At 56.9% G+C, this 16,510-nt stretch carries 19 protein-coding genes and 1 tRNA gene; 16 read left to right on the top strand and 4 right to left on the bottom strand.

All coding sequences use genetic code 11. From position 1 onward, the window contains the following. The first annotated feature begins 30 nt into the window (after positions 1–30). Positions 31–1,059: a nucleoside hydrolase gene (locus ACYSTU_RS15790; protein WP_323620943.1), complete on the top strand. Its 1,029-nt coding sequence runs from the start codon at positions 31–33 to the stop codon at positions 1,057–1,059. Positions 1,060–1,093: 34 nt separating this feature from the next. On the opposite strand, the gene ACYSTU_RS15795 is transcribed toward ACYSTU_RS15790, so the two are convergent. Then, entirely contained in the window at positions 1,094–1,294 is a 201-nt protein-coding gene (locus ACYSTU_RS15795) for a hypothetical protein (protein ID WP_016774045.1), read from the bottom strand. 130 nt (positions 1,295–1,424) lie between these two features. On the opposite strand from ACYSTU_RS15795, the gene ACYSTU_RS15800 reads away from it, so the two are divergent. Further along, positions 1,425–1,727, top strand: coding sequence for a hypothetical protein (locus tag ACYSTU_RS15800; RefSeq protein WP_016774046.1), 303 nt, complete (start codon positions 1,425–1,427; stop codon positions 1,725–1,727). 166 nt (positions 1,728–1,893) lie between these two features. Then, complete coding sequence (locus ACYSTU_RS15805; RefSeq protein WP_016774047.1) at positions 1,894–2,211, top strand: I78 family peptidase inhibitor; 318 nt, start codon at positions 1,894–1,896, stop codon at positions 2,209–2,211. Between the two features lie 64 nt (positions 2,212–2,275). On the opposite strand, the gene ACYSTU_RS15810 is transcribed toward ACYSTU_RS15805, so the two are convergent. Together ACYSTU_RS15810 and ACYSTU_RS15815 are read right to left on the bottom strand one after the other, a co-directional pair. Further along, entirely contained in the window at positions 2,276–2,488 is a 213-nt protein-coding gene (locus tag ACYSTU_RS15810; RefSeq protein ID WP_003179963.1) for a cold-shock protein, read from the bottom strand. A gap of 290 nt (positions 2,489–2,778) precedes the next feature. Next, on the bottom strand, positions 2,779–3,081 hold the full coding sequence (locus ACYSTU_RS15815; RefSeq protein WP_016774048.1) for a hypothetical protein: 303 nt from the start codon (positions 3,079–3,081) through the stop codon (positions 2,779–2,781). A 370-nt stretch (positions 3,082–3,451) separates the two neighbouring features. On the opposite strand from ACYSTU_RS15815, the gene thrS reads away from it, so the two are divergent. The 10 genes from thrS (at position 3,452) to ACYSTU_RS15865 (ending at position 11,329) form a co-directional block, all read left to right on the top strand. Beyond that, complete coding sequence (gene thrS / locus ACYSTU_RS15820; RefSeq protein ID WP_024012407.1) at positions 3,452–5,374, top strand: threonine--tRNA ligase; 1,923 nt, start codon at positions 3,452–3,454, stop codon at positions 5,372–5,374. After that, positions 5,374–5,925 carry a translation initiation factor IF-3 gene (infC, locus tag ACYSTU_RS15825; protein ID WP_169432615.1) on the top strand — a complete coding sequence of 184 codons (552 nt, stop codon included), beginning with the start codon at positions 5,374–5,376 and terminating at the stop codon, positions 5,923–5,925. The genes thrS and infC overlap by 1 nt, the downstream gene beginning before the upstream one ends. 60 nt (positions 5,926–5,985) lie before the next feature. Further along, the gene (rpmI, locus tag ACYSTU_RS15830) at positions 5,986–6,180 is read left to right on the top strand and encodes a 50S ribosomal protein L35 (protein WP_002553160.1); all 195 of its coding nucleotides are present in this window, start codon (positions 5,986–5,988) and stop codon (positions 6,178–6,180) included. Between the two features lie 27 nt (positions 6,181–6,207). Further along, positions 6,208–6,564 carry a 50S ribosomal protein L20 gene (rplT, locus tag ACYSTU_RS15835; RefSeq protein WP_002553161.1) on the top strand — a complete coding sequence of 119 codons (357 nt, stop codon included), beginning with the start codon at positions 6,208–6,210 and terminating at the stop codon, positions 6,562–6,564. Positions 6,565–6,673: 109 nt separating this feature from the next. Next, positions 6,674–7,690 carry a phenylalanine--tRNA ligase subunit alpha gene (pheS, locus tag ACYSTU_RS15840; protein WP_003226365.1) on the top strand — a complete coding sequence of 339 codons (1,017 nt, stop codon included), beginning with the start codon at positions 6,674–6,676 and terminating at the stop codon, positions 7,688–7,690. Positions 7,691–7,716: 26 nt separating this feature from the next. Beyond that, positions 7,717–10,095 carry a phenylalanine--tRNA ligase subunit beta gene (gene pheT / locus ACYSTU_RS15845; RefSeq protein WP_197890999.1) on the top strand — a complete coding sequence of 793 codons (2,379 nt, stop codon included), beginning with the start codon at positions 7,717–7,719 and terminating at the stop codon, positions 10,093–10,095. A 3-nt stretch (positions 10,096–10,098) separates the two neighbouring features. Further along, entirely contained in the window at positions 10,099–10,401 is a 303-nt protein-coding gene (ihfA, locus tag ACYSTU_RS15850; RefSeq protein ID WP_002553164.1) for an integration host factor subunit alpha, read from the top strand. Continuing rightward, the gene (locus tag ACYSTU_RS15855) at positions 10,382–10,738 is read left to right on the top strand and encodes a MerR family transcriptional regulator (RefSeq protein ID WP_003179985.1); all 357 of its coding nucleotides are present in this window, start codon (positions 10,382–10,384) and stop codon (positions 10,736–10,738) included. Before ihfA ends, ACYSTU_RS15855 begins: the two co-directional genes overlap by 20 nt. Positions 10,739–10,827: 89 nt before the next feature. Further along, positions 10,828–10,904 (top strand) — tRNA-Pro (locus ACYSTU_RS15860). Between the two features lie 209 nt (positions 10,905–11,113). Beyond that, positions 11,114–11,329, top strand: coding sequence for a hypothetical protein (locus ACYSTU_RS15865; RefSeq protein ID WP_136493979.1), 216 nt, complete (start codon positions 11,114–11,116; stop codon positions 11,327–11,329). A 422-nt stretch (positions 11,330–11,751) separates the two neighbouring features. On the opposite strand, the gene rtcR is transcribed toward ACYSTU_RS15865, so the two are convergent. Continuing rightward, a complete protein-coding gene (gene rtcR, locus ACYSTU_RS15870; RefSeq protein ID WP_136493980.1) occupies positions 11,752–13,356 on the bottom strand; it encodes an RNA repair transcriptional activator RtcR in 1,605 nt (534 codons plus the stop codon). Positions 13,357–13,552: 196 nt separating this feature from the next. Here rtcR and ACYSTU_RS15875 point away from each other — a divergent pair, with 196 nt between their 5' ends. The 3 genes from ACYSTU_RS15875 to ACYSTU_RS15885 all read left to right on the top strand — a co-directional run bounded on the left by ACYSTU_RS15875 (position 13,553) and on the right by ACYSTU_RS15885 (position 16,437). Continuing rightward, positions 13,553–14,779 (top strand): RtcB family protein, encoded by a 1,227-nt coding sequence (locus ACYSTU_RS15875; protein WP_130929166.1) that lies wholly within the window; start codon positions 13,553–13,555, stop codon positions 14,777–14,779. Between the two features lie 171 nt (positions 14,780–14,950). Continuing rightward, the gene (gene rtcA / locus ACYSTU_RS15880; RefSeq protein ID WP_136493981.1) at positions 14,951–15,976 is read left to right on the top strand and encodes an RNA 3'-terminal phosphate cyclase; all 1,026 of its coding nucleotides are present in this window, start codon (positions 14,951–14,953) and stop codon (positions 15,974–15,976) included. 173 nt (positions 15,977–16,149) lie between these two features. Beyond that, positions 16,150–16,437: a hypothetical protein gene (locus ACYSTU_RS15885; RefSeq protein ID WP_038861489.1), complete on the top strand. Its 288-nt coding sequence runs from the start codon at positions 16,150–16,152 to the stop codon at positions 16,435–16,437. Positions 16,438–16,510: the final 73 nt, after the last annotated feature.

A 16,510-nucleotide genomic window follows, 5' to 3' on the forward strand; every position in this document is an offset into this window, starting at 1 on the left:
TTCCGATTTCACCTGCACAAGGAATGCGCTATGCAACGCTATGCTGAAAAACTCCATCAACTGCTTCGGGGTCTGCTGCTTTTGTCCGTGATTACTGCGACCGGCGTTCAGGCCGCTGAAAAAATCGATTTGATCATCGACACCGATCCAGGCGCTGACGACGTGGTCGCCTTGCTCTTTGCCCTCGCTTCGCCGGATGAGTTGAATATCCGAGCCTTGACCACCGTCGCTGGCAACGTGCGCCTGGACAAGACTTCGCGTAACGCGCGGCTGGCTCGCGAATGGGCAGGGCGCGAAGATGTGCCGGTTTACGCTGGCGCACCGAAGCCACTGATGCGCACGCCGATTTACGCCGAGAACATTCATGGCAAGGAAGGCTTGTCGGGCGTGACGGTTCACGAGCCGAAGAAAGGCCTGGCGAAAGGAAATGCGGTCAATTATCTGATCGACACTCTTAAATCGGCCAAACCGCACAGCATCACCATCGCCATGCTCGGCCCGCAGACCAACCTGGCTCTGGCGTTGATCCAGGAACCGGAGATCGTTCAGGGCATCAAGGAAGTGGTGATCATGGGCGGGGCGCATTTCAACGGTGGCAACATCACCCCTGTGGCTGAATTCAACCTGTTCGCCGACCCGCAGGCTGCCGAGGTGGTGCTCAAGAGCGGGGTGAAACTCACCTATCTGCCGCTGGACGTGACCCACAAGATCTTGACCAGTGACGCGCGCCTGAAGCAGATCGCCGCGCTGAACAACAATGCGAGCAAGATCGTCGGCGACATTCTCAACGAATACATCAAGGGCGATATGGAGCACTACGGCATTCCCGGCGGCCCGGTGCATGACGCCACCGTTGTGGCGTATCTGCTCAAGCCCGAGTTGTTTACCGGTCGGGCGGTCAACGTCGTGGTGGATAGCCGTGAAGGACCGACATTCGGCCAGACCATCGTTGACTGGTATGACGGCCTGAAAGCACCGAAGAATGCATTCTGGGTCGAAAATGGCGACGCCCAGGGATTCTTTGATCTGCTGACCGAGCGCCTGAAACGCCTGAAATAAGTCGTCAACCCGCAGGCAGTTTGCCTGCGGGTTTTCACTGCGGCTGTTCGGCCTGGCCGATCGGATAGCGTTCGAATACCTGATTGATAAAATGCTGCGCCGCTTCTATCCCCAGCTCCTTGACCAGTAAATCAATGCCGATCAGCGCCAATTCTTCCGTCGTGCCGGGGCTGTAAGAGCTGTGTCCTTCGGCCCATTTGGCGTTGATGGCGGCGTCGATGCTTACACTGGTCATGGGAGGCTCGAAAGGTCAGGATGTCTGTTTTTCGAGTTAACCATTTTGCGCGGCGTTTGGCACTGCGACTTAGGCATGAGCGGAGCGCTATGCGACACTTGGTCTTTTCCGGCTTACCAAGGACCCTGTTGTGCAGATCGATCTGAATAGCCCTGACGGCCTCACACTCGATGCAGTGCGCCAATTGCTCGCCTCGGCCAGTGACGACGTACACAACCAATTGCGCGTAACCAAAGACGGCATCGCCTATCTGTCAACCGTGACCGGTGGGCAGGATATCGACGGTCTGCTGTTTCGCCTGGAAACCTGGGCGAAGGGCTCCGGCTATGTGGGGAACGTTGCAGCCAGCGATGAAGTCTGGGTGATGCAGATTTTCAACGCGCTCAAGGACAACTGGCCGAATCCGCCGTATGACTACATCGACGTTTATTGAGGTCGTTAATATTCAGTCACGATTGTTTGATGAGTCGCCGCGCGCAGCTCAGGCACACTCGGCATTTTTCCGCTCGTGGGGCAGGGCATGGCTTGAGCCTTGAAACCAAACGCCGCATTGGCGGTCGCACGATCTCTGCTTAAACATTTGAAAACAAGGAGGCTTCATGCCTTTGAAGTTCGCGACACTGGGTGCACTTATGGCCGCTGCTCTGTTGGCTGGTTGCAGCACAACCTCCAGCGAGTCGGCAAAGGAACCCGTGGCTGCTGAATCGGGAAACAGCCGCTGCGAAGCATCGGCAGCGCAATTCGCCATCGGCAAGAAGGCATCCCCTGAATTGCTGGATCAGGCACGTGCCAAGGCTGGGGCCCAAAATGCGCGCTTCCTCAAGCCAAACGACATGATCACCCTGGAATACCGCTCCGATCGCCTGAATCTGAACACCGACAACAACCTGGTGGTTACCCGCGTCAATTGCGGCTGAACACTTTGTTCAAGACATAAAAAACCCCGTCACTTGGACGGGGTTTTTTTAGTGCGCCGAGAAATTACTCTGGGCGAACCTGTGCAGCTTGCATACCCTTTTGGCCTTTCTCAGCCACGAAAGAGACGGTCTGGCCTTCTTTCAGGCTTTTGAAACCGTCGGATTCGATAGCTTTGAAGTGTACGAACAGGTCGTCACCGCCACCTTGAGGAGTGATGAAGCCGAAGCCTTTTTCATCGTTGAACCATTTAACGGTGCCGGTTTGGCGATTAGACATGGTGTATCTCCAAGAAACATATATTTTCAGTAGTACTGTGCTGCTCAGGCCAACTGGGCACACCCGGGTATCATAGTCGAAATGTTCGCTTTGGGAGCCCCCCGGACGTGCTGTTTGCCAATCAGTCGTGTTTTCTTTACCACCCGTCTCTGCTGAAAGCCCCGGTTTGAAAGGCTTTCAGCGAAACGTAAAGACGATAAAAAAACCTGTAAAACCTGCATAAATCGTCTGAAAAGGCTCATTTCCAGCACTTTTTTCCGCCTTTCAGCCGATGTTAATACCCGGTTTTCTTATTTTTTCGGGGCGGTATTTGCCTTGCATTTGGCGATCTGGCCAAGGGCTTTCTGTTGCAATTCAGGAGTCGCCTTGTTGTCCATCAGCGCCTGAATGTCGCTGGCCGGATAGGACTTGATGGCGTCAGCTCCGCAAGCGCAGTGGGATTTCGCCGCTGCAGCACCGATTTGCTGGGTCGCAGCCTGAGTGCACTGGGCCATGTACTTTTCGCGCTCGCCTTTCGGCCAGTCGGCATGGGCGCTCAGTGGCAGCAGCAGGACGACGGGGGCGACGACGGCGAATAAGCTTTTCAGACGCATGCGAGGATGCTCCTTGTGGGTCAATGTCTTGTTATCTGAGGGCGCAAGGGCCGATCAAGTTCAGCACTCTGGCATAAAATCGGACATTTCGCCTTCTGCCAAATCAGGGCGTGAGCGACCGCTCATCTGTGCTAGCATGCCGGGCTCAAGCGTTCTCAGGCTTCGGATGACCTTCAGTCCCGAAGCGGTCGGCGTGCGAATTTTTCCGATTTGAATCCCAGTCACTCTGGTTCGGTTTTCCGGTTGGCCGCAAGGCTCCTGCCGCTGTAAGGCAGGCGTTCGTCATTGAATGGCCTGGATCGGATCTTGTACTGGCTCATCCCAACCCACGTGACCTTTGGTAGGGGTCACCACTAGGAGAGGAGGCGCCATGCCAACTATTACTCTTCCCGACGGCAGTCAACGTTCATTCGATCACCCGGTTTCCGTAGCCGAGGTCGCCGCATCCATTGGTGCAGGCCTGGCCAAAGCCACGCTCGCCGGCAAGGTCAATGGCCAACTGGTCGACGCCAGCGACATCATCAGCAGCGACGCGACCCTGCAAATCATTACGCCAAAGGATGAAGAGGGGCTGGAGATCATTCGCCACTCTTGCGCGCACCTGGTTGGCCACGCGGTCAAACAGCTGTATCCGACCGCGAAGATGGTCATCGGCCCGGTCATCGACGAAGGCTTCTATTACGACATCGCCTACGAGCGTCCATTTACGCCGGAAGACATGGCGGCCATCGAACAGCGCATGCAGCAGCTGATCGAGAAGGATTACGACGTCATCAAGAAAGTCACTCCGCGCGCCGAAGTGATCGAAGTGTTCAAGGCCCGTGGCGAAGACTACAAGCTGCGCCTGGTCGAAGACATGCCGAACGAGCAGGCCATGGGTCTGTACTATCACGAAGAGTACGTCGACATGTGCCGCGGTCCGCACGTGCCGAACACGCGTTTCCTGAAATCCTTCAAGCTGACCAAGCTGTCGGGCGCCTACTGGCGTGGCGACGCCAAGAACGAGCAGTTGCAGCGCGTTTACGGCACTGCCTGGGCCGACAAGAAGCAACTGGCGGCATACATCCAGCGCATCGAAGAAGCCGAGAAGCGCGATCACCGCAAGATCGGCAAGCGCCTGGGCCTGTTCCACACTCAGGAAGAGTCGCCGGGCATGGTGTTCTGGCACCCGAATGGCTGGACTCTGTATCAGGTGCTCGAGCAGTACATGCGCAAGATCCAGCGCGACAACGGCTACCTTGAGATCAAGACTCCTCAAGTCGTCGACCGCAGCCTGTGGGAGAAATCCGGGCACTGGGCCAACTATGCCGACAACATGTTCACCACTCAGTCGGAAAACCGCGACTACGCCATCAAGCCGATGAACTGCCCGTGTCACGTGCAGGTGTTCAATCAGGGCCTGAAAAGCTACCGTGAGTTGCCGATGCGTCTGGCCGAGTTCGGTGCCTGCCACCGTAACGAGCCGTCGGGTGCGTTGCACGGCATCATGCGCGTGCGAGCGTTCACCCAGGACGACGCGCACATTTTCTGCACCGAAGAGCAGATGCAGGCCGAGTCCGCTGCGTTCATCAAGCTGACCATGGACGTCTATCGCGATTTCGGCTTTACCGAAGTCGAGATGAAACTGTCCACTCGTCCGGAAAAACGCGTCGGCTCCGATGAACTGTGGGATCGCGCTGAAGCAGCATTGGCTGCAGCCCTTGATTCTGCTGGCCTGCCGTACGATCTGCAGCCGGGCGAGGGTGCTTTCTACGGGCCGAAGATCGAGTTCTCGCTGAAAGATTGTCTCGGTCGCGTCTGGCAGTGTGGTACCTTGCAGCTCGATTTTAACCTGCCTGTCCGTTTGGGCGCTGAATACGTCTCTGAAGACAACAGCCGCAAACACCCGGTGATGTTGCACCGCGCGATCCTCGGTTCGTTTGAGCGTTTCGTCGGGATTCTGATCGAGCACTACGAAGGTGCCTTCCCTGCGTGGCTCGCGCCAACCCAGGCGGTGATCATGAATATCACTGATAAACAGGCAGATTTTGTTGCAGAGGTTGAAAAAACTCTCAACGAAAGCGGATTTCGTGCCAAGTCCGACTTGAGAAATGAAAAGATCGGCTTTAAAATCCGCGAGCATACTTTGCTCAAGGTTCCCTATCTTTTGGTTATCGGAGATAAGGAAGTCGAGATGCAGACTGTCGCTGTGCGTACTCGTGAAGGTGCTGACCTGGGCTCGATGCCCGTCGCCCAGTTCGCTGAGTTTCTCGCGCAAGCGGTTTCCCGGCGTGGTCGCCCAGATTCGGAGTAATTATTATTAAGCGTGAAATGAGACAAGATAAACGAGCTGCACCGAAAGCCCCGATCAACGAGAATATCTCGGCACGCGAGGTTCGGTTAATTGGCGCTGATGGCGAGCAGATTGGCATCGTCTCGATTGATGAAGCGCTTCGTATCGCTGAAGAAGCAAAGCTTGATCTGGTGGAAATCTCCGCCGATGCAGTCCCGCCTGTTTGCCGGGTGATGGACTACGGCAAGTCGATCTTCGAGAAGAAGAAGCAGATTGCCGCGGCGAAGAAAAACCAGAAGCAGATTCAGGTTAAAGAAATCAAGTTTCGTCCAGGGACGGAGGAAGGGGATTACCAGGTAAAACTGCGCAACCTGGTACGTTTCCTGAGTGACGGGGACAGGGCCAAGGTATCCTTGCGATTCCGCGGCCGTGAGATGGCCCACCAGGAGCTGGGGATGGAACTCCTCAAGCGGGTTGAACAAGACCTGCTCGAGTACGGTTCGGTCGAACAGCATCCTAAGATGGAAGGACGCCAGCTGATCATGGTCATCGCCCCGAAAAAGAAGAAGTAATCAACAGGGCACGGCAGGCCTTCTGATTATGTTTATCAACTGAATGCGGAGTATCCGAACATGCCAAAAATGAAAACCAAAAGTGGTGCTGCCAAGCGGTTTCTGAAAACTGCTAACGGCATCAAGCACAAGCACGCTTTCAAGAGCCACATCCTGACTAAAATGTCGACCAAGCGTAAGCGTCAACTGCGCGGTAGCAGCTTGCTGCATCCGTCTGACGTGGCAAAAGTCGAGCGCATGCTGCGCCTTCGTTAATTTAGTCAAGAATAGAGGAAGTAACTCATGGCTCGTGTAAAGCGTGGCGTCATTGCCCGTAAGCGTCACAAAAAAATTCTGAAACTTGCTAAAGGCTACTACGGCGCACGCTCCCGCGTATTCCGTGTTGCCAAGCAAGCGGTAATCAAGGCAGGCCAGTACGCCTACCGTGACCGTCGTCAGAAAAAACGTCAGTTCCGCGCTCTGTGGATCGCTCGTATCAACGCTGGTGCTCGTGTTAACGGTCTGTCCTACAGCCGTTTCATCGCTGGCCTGAAAAAAGCGTCCATTGAGATCGACCGTAAGGTTCTGGCTGATCTGGCAGTGAACGAAAAAGCGGCGTTTGCTGCGATTGTCGAGAAAGCTAAAGCCACCTTGGCTTAAGTACCCCCGACAGTCACCCGGCCTCACCTCTGTGGGGTCAGGTGTTAAACGTCATAAATAGGGGAAGAGCCTTCAAGCTCTTCCCCTATTTTGTATCTGGAGTCTGTACATGGAAAACCTGGATGCGCTGGTCTCTCAAGCACTAGAGGCTGTGCAAAGCGCTGAAGATATCAATGCCCTGGAGCAAATCCGGGTTCAATACCTTGGCAAGAAGGGCGAATTGACTCAGGTGATGAAGACCCTGGGGAATCTGCCGGCCGAAGAGCGTCCGCAAGTCGGTGCGCTGATCAACGTTGCCAAGGAACGTGTTACAGGCGTTCTCAATGCGCGCATGGCATTGTTTGAAGAAGCCGAGCTGGCTGCCAAACTGTCTGCCGAATCCATCGACGTGACATTGCCGGGCCGTGGCCAGACCTCTGGCGGTCTGCACCCGGTCACCCGGACTCTGGAGCGCGTTGAGCAGTTCTTCACCCGCATTGGCTACGGCATTGCCGAAGGCCCAGAGGTCGAAGACGACTACCACAACTTTGAAGCGCTCAACATCCCAGGCCATCACCCGGCCCGGTCGATGCATGACACCTTCTATTTCAATGCCAACATGTTGCTGCGCACCCATACCTCGCCGGTACAGGTCCGCACCATGGAATCGAAGCAGCCGCCGATCCGCATCGTCTGCCCGGGCCGCGTCTATCGCAGCGACTCCGATATCACCCATTCGCCGATGTTCCACCAGGTCGAAGGCCTGCTGGTTGATCGCGATATCAATTTTGCCGATCTCAAAGGCACCATCGAAGAATTCCTGCGGGTGTTCTTCGAGAAAGAACTGGCCGTGCGTTTCCGTCCTTCGTACTTCCCGTTCACCGAGCCATCCGCTGAAGTCGATATGGAATGCGTGATGTGCAGTGGCAAAGGCTGCCGCGTCTGCAAGCAGACCGGCTGGCTGGAAGTGATGGGCTGCGGCATGGTTCACCCGAACGTGCTGCGCATGTCCGGCATCGACCCGGAAGAGTTCTCCGGCTTTGCCTTCGGCATGGGCGTCGAGCGTCTGGCCATGCTCCGTTACGGCGTGAACGACTTGCGTCTGTTCTTCGACAACGACTTGCGGTTCCTCGCGCAATTTCGCTAGTCGTAACGAATTCTTAGGAGAGCAGGATGAAATTCAGTGAACAATGGCTGCGTGGCTGGGTCAGCCCGCAGGTAGATCGCGACGAGCTGGTTGCCCGTCTGTCGATGGCCGGTCTTGAGGTCGATAGCGTTACGCCGGCCGCCGGCGTATTCAGTGGTGTGGTGGTGGGTGAGGTGCTGAGCACCGAGCAGCATCCGGACGCCGACAAGTTGCGCGTATGCCAGGTCAGCAATGGCGCGGAAACCTTCCAGGTCGTGTGCGGAGCGCCAAACGTGCGCCCGGGCCTGAAGATTCCGTTCGCCATGATTGGCGCAGAGCTGCCGGGCGACTTCAAGATCAAGAAGGCCAAGCTGCGTGGCGTCGAGTCCAACGGCATGCTGTGCTCGCAGGCAGAGCTGCAGGTCGGTGAGGGCAACGACGGTCTGATGGAGCTGCCGGCCGATGCGCCGGTGGGCGAAGATTTCCGTGTGTATCTGGATCTGGAAGACGCCAGCATCGAGGTCGACCTGACCCCGAACCGTGGCGACTGCCTGTCCCTGGCCGGTCTGGCCCGTGAAGTCGGCGCGCTGTACGCCGTGCCGGTAACCCGTCCTGTGGTGGCTGCGGTTGCAGCGGTACACGACGAAGTCCGTTCGGTCGAGGTGCTGGCCCCAGCGGCCTGCCCGCGTTATCTGGGCCGGGTCATCCGTAATGTCGACCTGTCGAAGCCAACTCCGCTGTGGATGGTTGAACGTCTGCGTCGCGCCGACGTGCGCAGCATCGACGCTGCCGTCGACATCACCAACTACGTGATGCTCGAGCTCGGCCAGCCACTGCACGCTTTCGATCTCGCCGAAATCAATGGCGGCATTCGTGTGCGCATGGCTGAAGAGGGTGAGAAGCTGGTTCTGCTTGATGGTCAGGAAGTCAGCCTGCGTAGCGATACGCTGGTCATCGCTGACCACACTCGTGCACTGGCGATCGCCGGCGTCATGGGTGGCGAGCACAGCGGTGTTTCCGCGACCACCCGTGATGTGTTCCTCGAATCTGCGTTCTTTGATCAGATTGCGGTTGCCGGCAAGGCACGTTCTTACGGCTTGCATACCGACGCTTCGCATCGCTACGAGCGTGGCGTTGACTGGCAACTGGCCCGTGAAGCCATGGAGCGCGCCACTGGCCTGCTGCTGGAAATCACTGGTGGCGAAGCTGGTCCGATCATCGAGACCGTCAGCGAGCAACATCTGCCATCGATTGCACCGATCACTCTGCGCGCTCAGCGCATCACTCAGATGCTCGGCATGGAGATGGATTCGGCACAGGTCGAGCGTCTGCTCAGTGCCTTGGGCCTGAGCATTACCGCTGACGTTGAAGGACAATGGCGCGTTGAAGTGCCAAGCCACCGCTTTGATATCAGTCTGGAAGTCGACCTGATCGAAGAGCTGGCTCGTCTGTACGGTTACAACCGTCTGCCGGTTCGCTACCCGCAAGCGCGTCTGGCGCCACAAGCCAAGGCCGAAGCGCGTAGTGATCTGCCTGAGCTGCGTCGTCTGCTGGTTGCTCGTGGTTATCAGGAAGCGATCACTTACAGCTTCATCGATCCGCGTCAGTTCGAACTGTTCAATCCAGGTGTCGAGCCGCTGTTGCTGGCCAATCCGATCTCCAACGATATGGCCGCCATGCGCTCGTCGTTGTGGCCAGGTCTGGTCAAGGCGTTGCAGCACAACCTCAACCGTCAGCAGGATCGCGTGCGTCTGTTCGAGAGCGGCCTGCGCTTCGTTGGTCAGCTTGAGGGCTTGAAGCAAGAGCCTATGCTGTCCGGGGTTGTTTGCGGGAGTCGCTTGCCGGAAGGCTGGGCGCAGGGTCGCGACACCGTTGACTTCTTCGACGTCAAGGCTGACGTGGAAGCGGTACTGGGTTTCGCTGGTGCCTTGGATTCGTTCACCTTTGCTCCAGGCAAACACCCGGCGCTGCATCCGGGGCAGACCGCGCGCATCGAGCGTGAAGGTCGCGAAGTAGGCTTCATTGGTGCGATCCACCCAGAATTGTCGAAAGCCTTGGGGCTGGATCGTCCGGTGTTCGTCTTCGAGCTGGTTCTGGCTGAAGTGGCGCTCGGTAAAATGCCGAAATTCCACGAGTTGTCGCGCTTTCCTGAAGTGCGTCGTGACCTTGCACTGATCGCGCACAAAGACGTCGCGGCCTCGGCTGTACTGGACGTAATCCGTGAAAATGCAGGCGAATGGCTCACAGAGCTCAGGCTGTTTGACGTGTATCAGGGTAAAGGTATTGATCCTGATAGAAAAAGCCTTGCAGTTGGCTTGACCTGGCAGCATCCATCGCGCACTCTTAATGACGATGAGGTGAATTCGACGACGCAAAATATCCTCACCTCGCTCGAACAAAGGTTGAACGCCACGTTAAGGAAGTGACGTATGGGGGCTTTGACGAAAGCTGAGATGGCGGAACGTCTGTATGAAGAGCTGGGCCTGAACAAGCGGGAAGCCAAGGAATTGGTCGAACTGTTTTTCGAGGAAATCAGGCACGCTCTTGAAGACAACGAGCAGGTCAAATTGTCCGGTTTCGGCAATTTCGACCTTCGGGACAAGCGCCAGCGGCCTGGCCGCAACCCGAAAACGGGGGAAGAAATCCCGATCACGGCTCGCCGTGTGGTCACCTTTCGTCCAGGGCAGAAGTTGAAGGCCCGAGTTGAGGCTTATGCTGGAACCAAGTCATAACGACGAACTACCCGTCATCCCGGGCAAACGCTACTTCACCATTGGTGAAGTCAGCGAGCTGTGTGCCGTAAAGCCACACGTGCTGCGCTACTGGGAGCAGGAGTTTCCTCAGCTCAACCCCGTCAAACGCCGCGGGAATCGCCGGTATTATCAGCGCCAGGACGTGCTGATGATCCGGCAGATCCGCGCGCTCCTTTACGATCAGGGTTTCACCATCGGCGGCGCACGTCTGCGTCTGTCCGGCGACGAAGCCAAAGACGATACCACCCAGTACAAACAGATGATTCGTCAGATGATTGCCGAATTGGAAGATGTCCTGGTGGTGCTCAAGAAATAAAAAGCGGCGTTTGAATACTTCCAGTTTTCAAACGCTTGCGATATATTCTTGAGCGCTCTTCGAGGTGAAGAGCGAGATGCAACATCAGTCGGGGCGTAGCGCAGTCCGGTAGCGCACTAGCATGGGGTGCTAGGGGTCGAGTGTTCGAATCACTCCGTCCCGACCATATTTTTCAATGACTTAGGCCAATGTTCACAGCATTGGCCTTTTTCATGTGTTTGAGATGCGCGGGGCTGCTCGATCACGCCTGCGACTCGCACTACCAAGTGTTTGGGTTGGTCAGAATGTCCGCTCGTCGAGCAAATAGCACTCTCTGTGCGCCGATCTCCTCTCACTTATTAAGCGCAGCCCCTGCGCCACTGATGGGAGAGAATGATGATCGACGACAACAATGGCCCTGAAGCGTCATATCCGGGACCAAGTGAGCAAAACCCTGACACTGGCGAGGGCCATGATTCCGGCTTGGAGCAAGCTGATTCTGAGCCAAAGCAGGGTACCGACGAACGACCAGAGGACTGGAATCCGCCACCCGGCAATCCTGGTTCAGATCAAGATGCCCAGACCGGTCGCGATAACGGCGGCGCAAAATAGGCGCATCGAATTATTTCGTGTACGAGACCCGGCCATCGCGCCGGGTTTTTTATTGCCACCGAATCCTCTCCCAACGTAGCCGAGATTTATGTGGGGACGGTTATCTGGGTTTTAAGGGCGAAGCCGAGCGGCGCCGGCACCTGAATGATCGATCCAGGCGCCGGCAACAAGCGTGTTTACTCGACTATGCAGATCCAGCGGTGGTTGTATCGGTACGGCGCGCGAGTGAAATGAACATCTGAAACCATCTTCATGCCGCGCTCTTGAAGCGCTTCGGTCAGTTGTACGAGTGTCTCTGCCTGGATAGTCATTGCTGTCACCTCGTCAGATTTACTGCGTTCATAATTCTTGACCGAGAGATCAGGCGGCTAATTCATTTTTTCTACAGTAGTCATTAGCGCCGCATAAGCAGGAATACAGCGTTACTTCGCGCCAACTACCTCACCCCATTCAAGCCCGAACCGCCCCAGATACTTCCTCAAGCGATCGGCATCATTGGGTTGCGCCTTGGCCTGCCGGGAAACCCCGAATAACTGTCGGCCGGCATCCGACAGGCTGTCCGCCTTCTGGCACACCTCAATGACAGCCTTCAACTGCAAGCGATCGAACAAGTCCATGCTCTCGCCATCTCCTGGCAACTCAGTCGATAGCGCAGAGGGATGCGCCAAGCCCCACGCATATCGCAATCGTTCGATCTCATCATCGACCTGCGCTTCATCGATGCGCCCGCTGTCGGCCAAAGTCGCCATCCGCGTAATCGATGCGGACAGCTCGCGAAAGTTGCCCAGCCAGGCTGCTGCAGGTGAGCTGGCGAAGGCCAGGTAGCGTCGGCGTGCTTCCAGATTGAAGCGCACCCGCTCACCCTGTTCGCGAGCATGGCGTTCCAGTTCGAAGTCGATGTTCGGCTCGATGTCTTCGCGGCGCCCGGCGAGGCCGGGCAGGTCGAACGTCCATAGATTGATCCGAGCGTACAGGTCCTCGCGAAACGCGCCTTCGGCGACCCGGCTGCGCAGGTCGCGGTGGGTGCCAGCAATGATCAAAAAATCACTCTCGACTTCCTTGTCCGAGCCCAGCGGGAAGAAGCGTTTCTCTTCGATTGCTTTTAACAGCATCGCTTGTTCGTCTGCGCCGAGCTCACCGATTTCATCGAGAAACAACATGCCACCATCGGCGGCGCGCAGCAGGCCATCGCGAGCGTTTTGCGCGCCGGTGAAGGCGCCTTTGACGTGGCCGAACAAGGCCGACATCGCGCCGTCGCCACGCAAAGTGGCGCAGTTGACTTCGACAAAGCGTCCCTGCATCTGATGGCGATTGCGTTTAAGTTCGTAGATGCGCCGCGCCAGGAAGGATTTGCCGGCGCCGGTCGGGCCGATCAGCAGCATGGGGGCTTTGGAGCGCAGCGCAACGCGCTCGATCTGCTCAATGGAGCGGTTGAAGGCCGGGTTGCGCGTGGCGATGCCGGACTTGAGAAATTCCAGGCCTTCGAGACGTTTGCTGGCGAAGCGTGAAGCAATCCGATCATAGCGCGACAGATCGAGATCGATCAGCGCATGAGTGCCGCAGGCGGGTTCGTTATCGTTTTTGCGCTTGGCGGGGGAGGTCTGGATCAGCCGGGCCGGCAGGTAACGCGCCTCGGTGAGCAGGAACCAGCAGATCTGTGCGACGTGGGTGCCGGTGGTGATGTGGACGAGGTAATCCTCGTGCTCGGTGTCAAAATTGTACGCAGTGGTGAAGTCGTGCAGGGCGCCGTACACCTCCTCGAAATCCCAAGGGTTGCGCAGCGACATTGGATGCAGGCGCACTTCGGTGCTTGGAGAAATCTGCTGGATGTCCGCTCGGACGCGCTCGGCGAGGCTGACGTCGCGCGCGTCGAGGCCGTGAATCAATTCAAGCCGATGGATAGGGAGACCTGTTTGTTGGCACAGACCTACGCTTGGTCGCCAATAATTCCAGCGGCTGGCACCTTTGCCGACACGATCCAGGGTGGCTCCGATAAATCCGATGGCGACCGTGTGTTTGCTGGGCATGCTTATCTCATAAGATAAATGACGATATGCAATGATAATTTTGCTGGGCTGATTTGTCTTCCATAGATTACCGAGACTCGTCGCATCAGAGAATAAAGGGTAATAAAATCAAAAACATAGCAGAAACAACCATGGCCGCATCCAAAGCTGGCACAGCGGCTGCAATGCTGATGGAAACGAACATGGACACTAAGATATGAAAGACCAAACCTACCAGCTTCTCGAAGTCGCCAACGGCAAACCCATCAAACTCTGGACCGAAGGTGTCCCGGTTGAAAACGAAGCCCGCGCACAGTTGATGAACACGGCAAAAATGCCGTTCATCTTCAAGCATCTGGCGGTGATGCCCGATGTGCACTTGGGCAAGGGCTCGACAATTGGCAGTGTGATTCCAACGGTCGGCGCGATCATTCCCGCAGCGGTGGGCGTCGACATCGGTTGCGGCATGATCGCTGCGCGTACGTCGTTGACGGCTGCAGATCTGCCAGACAACCTGCATGGATTGCGTACTGCAATCGAACAAGCGGTGCCGCACGGCCGCAGTTCGAATCGTTCGCGGCGAGACAAAGGCGCCTGGGACGAGGTTCCGCAGCAAGCCGATCAGGCCTGGGCGGGGTTGCAGCCGCGCTTCAAATTGATCACCGACAAGTATCCGAAACTGGCCAATACCAACAACCGGGCGCACTTGGGGACGCTCGGCAGTGGCAATCACTTCGTCGAAGTGTGCCTGGATGAAGCCAACCGGGTGTGGTTCATGTTGCACAGTGGTTCGCGTGGCGTCGGCAACGCTATCGGCAACCTGTTCATCCAGATGGCCCAAGCCGATATGCGCCAGCACATTGCCAACCTGCCGGACCGTGACCTGGCCTATTTCGAAGAGGGCAGTCAGCATTTTGATGATTACGTGGAGGCGGTTGGCTGGGCGCAGGACTTCGCCAGACAGAACCGTGAACTGATGATGCGCGCAGTGATTCAGGCCACGCGGCAGATCATCCACAAGCCTTTCGAGGTCGCGCTCGAAGCGGTCAATTGCCATCACAACTACGTGCAGAAGGAACGGCATTACGGTGAAGACGTGCTGATTACCCGCAAAGGCGCCGTGTCAGCGAAGAAGGGCGAGCTGGGGATTATTCCAGGCTCGATGGGCGCCAAGAGCTTCATCGTTCGCGGTCTGGGCAATGAAGAGTCATTCAGTTCCTGCAGCCATGGCGCTGGGCGCACCATGAGCCGCACGAAGGCCAAGAATACCTTCACCGTCGCCGATCAGATTCGCGCCACGGCCCACGTGGAATGCCGCAAGGACGAAGCGGTGATTGACGAAATTCCGATGGCCTACAAGGACATCGACAAAGTCATGCACGCCCAGCGTGAGCTGGTGGAAGTGCTGCACACCCTGCGTCAGGTGGTGTGCGTCAAAGGTTAAGCAATCGGTACTGGCGCGAACGCCTTTGGGCCGCGTCGTCCGGCACGGCAGCGTTTCATCGCGGCTGAGCCTGAGCGAGAAGTACCGACACTATTGAAAACTCAGGAAGATTCACGACGGCTAAATGGTACCTCCGAGACACCGTCGGGCTGAACGCGTAAGGGATTGGCAATGAAAGACATAATTGAACTGGACGGCGCCATTGGTGGTGGCCAGGTGTTGCGCAGTGCGCTGAGCCTGTCGATGGTGACAGGCCGGGCGTTTCGTATTAAACAGATCCGCGCCAGACGCAGCCGTCCAGGACTGCTGCGTCAACATCTGACAGCCGTGATGGCGGCGGCCGAGGTTTGTGGTGCAGAGATATCTGGTGCGCATCTGGGGTCGCGAGCCCTGAGCTTCGAACCGGGCGAGATTAGCGGAGGCAACTTTCAGTTCGCTATTGGCACGGCGGGCAGTTGCACGCTGGTGCTACAGACGCTGTTGCCAGCCTTGTTGCAGGCGCCGCAGGCCAGTCGAGTGACAATCTCCGGTGGCACCCACAATCCGCTGGCACCGCCGACGGATTTCCTCTCGCGCAGTTGGCTACCGCTGCTGCGGCGCATGGGCGGCAATGTCGAGCTGGAGTTGCTGCGTCATGGTTTCGTACCGGCTGGCGGTGGCGAGATTGCCGTGACGGTGCAGCCGTCGCGCCTGACGCGACTGGATGTGTGTGAGCGCGGCGAGGCGATTTCACGGCAGGCTCTGGCGCTGACTGCCGGACTTGCGCCTACCGTCGCTCAGCGAGAACTGAGCCAAGTGGCCAAGCGGTTGAACTGGCCAGCGGACGCGCTGCACCAAGTGACGCTTGATCCGGCACGCGGCCCGGGCAATGTGTTATTGCTTGAGTACGTTTTCGAGCACGTCACTGAAGTGTTCAGCGCATTTGGCCAAGTGTCGTTACGCGCTGAGAAAGTAGCGGATGCCGCGATCAATCAGGCTGCTGACTGGCTGCGCAGTGATGCTGCGGTCGCTGAGCACTTGGCCGATCAGTTGCTGTTGCCGATGGCGCTGGCCGGCGGTGGATCGTTCACCACGCCGCGCATGACTGATCATTTGCGCAGCAACATTGAAGTCATCCAGCTGTTTTTGCCCGTCCGTATCGATTGCCAGGAGGGGGGCGGTGATCGCTTGCGGATAGTAGTTTCACAAACTCATTAGTAGCGACCTGCGATCCCGAAGGCAGTCGCAAAACTTCACTGAGAGCGCCACTAGCCTTCAGCCATTAGCACATCCGACCTAATTGCCCCTGTTCCGGCTCGAACTTAAAGTCCTGTCGCTTGGCAGCTGACTGTCAAATTTTTCCGGTACAAAATCAAAAAGGTCGATCTGCAATGAACTCATCAAGGACTATTCCGGTTCTCGCTTTATTCGCAACAATGGTCCTCGCGGTCACTGGATGCCAGACCGTAAAGCCGGGGGAGAGTGATCTCAAGAATCGAGCACAGACCACCATCGGCAAACCCGTGATCAAGGTTTCCAACATCCGCAGCGACTTCAATACAACGTTCTACACCGCTCAAACCGAGAATGGCGAATATACCTGCGAACTACCGAGCGGTCCGATGGTAGCTCTGGGTTCCATGGGCATGGGACTTGGCGCTCAGTGCACCAAACAATGACGAACCAGTCTCTTCGCCGCTAAAAAAAGGCCAATGTCGATGACATTGGCCTTTTCTCTTTAGCGAATACTCG

The sequence above is a fragment of the Pseudomonas glycinis genome, assembly GCF_054871425.1.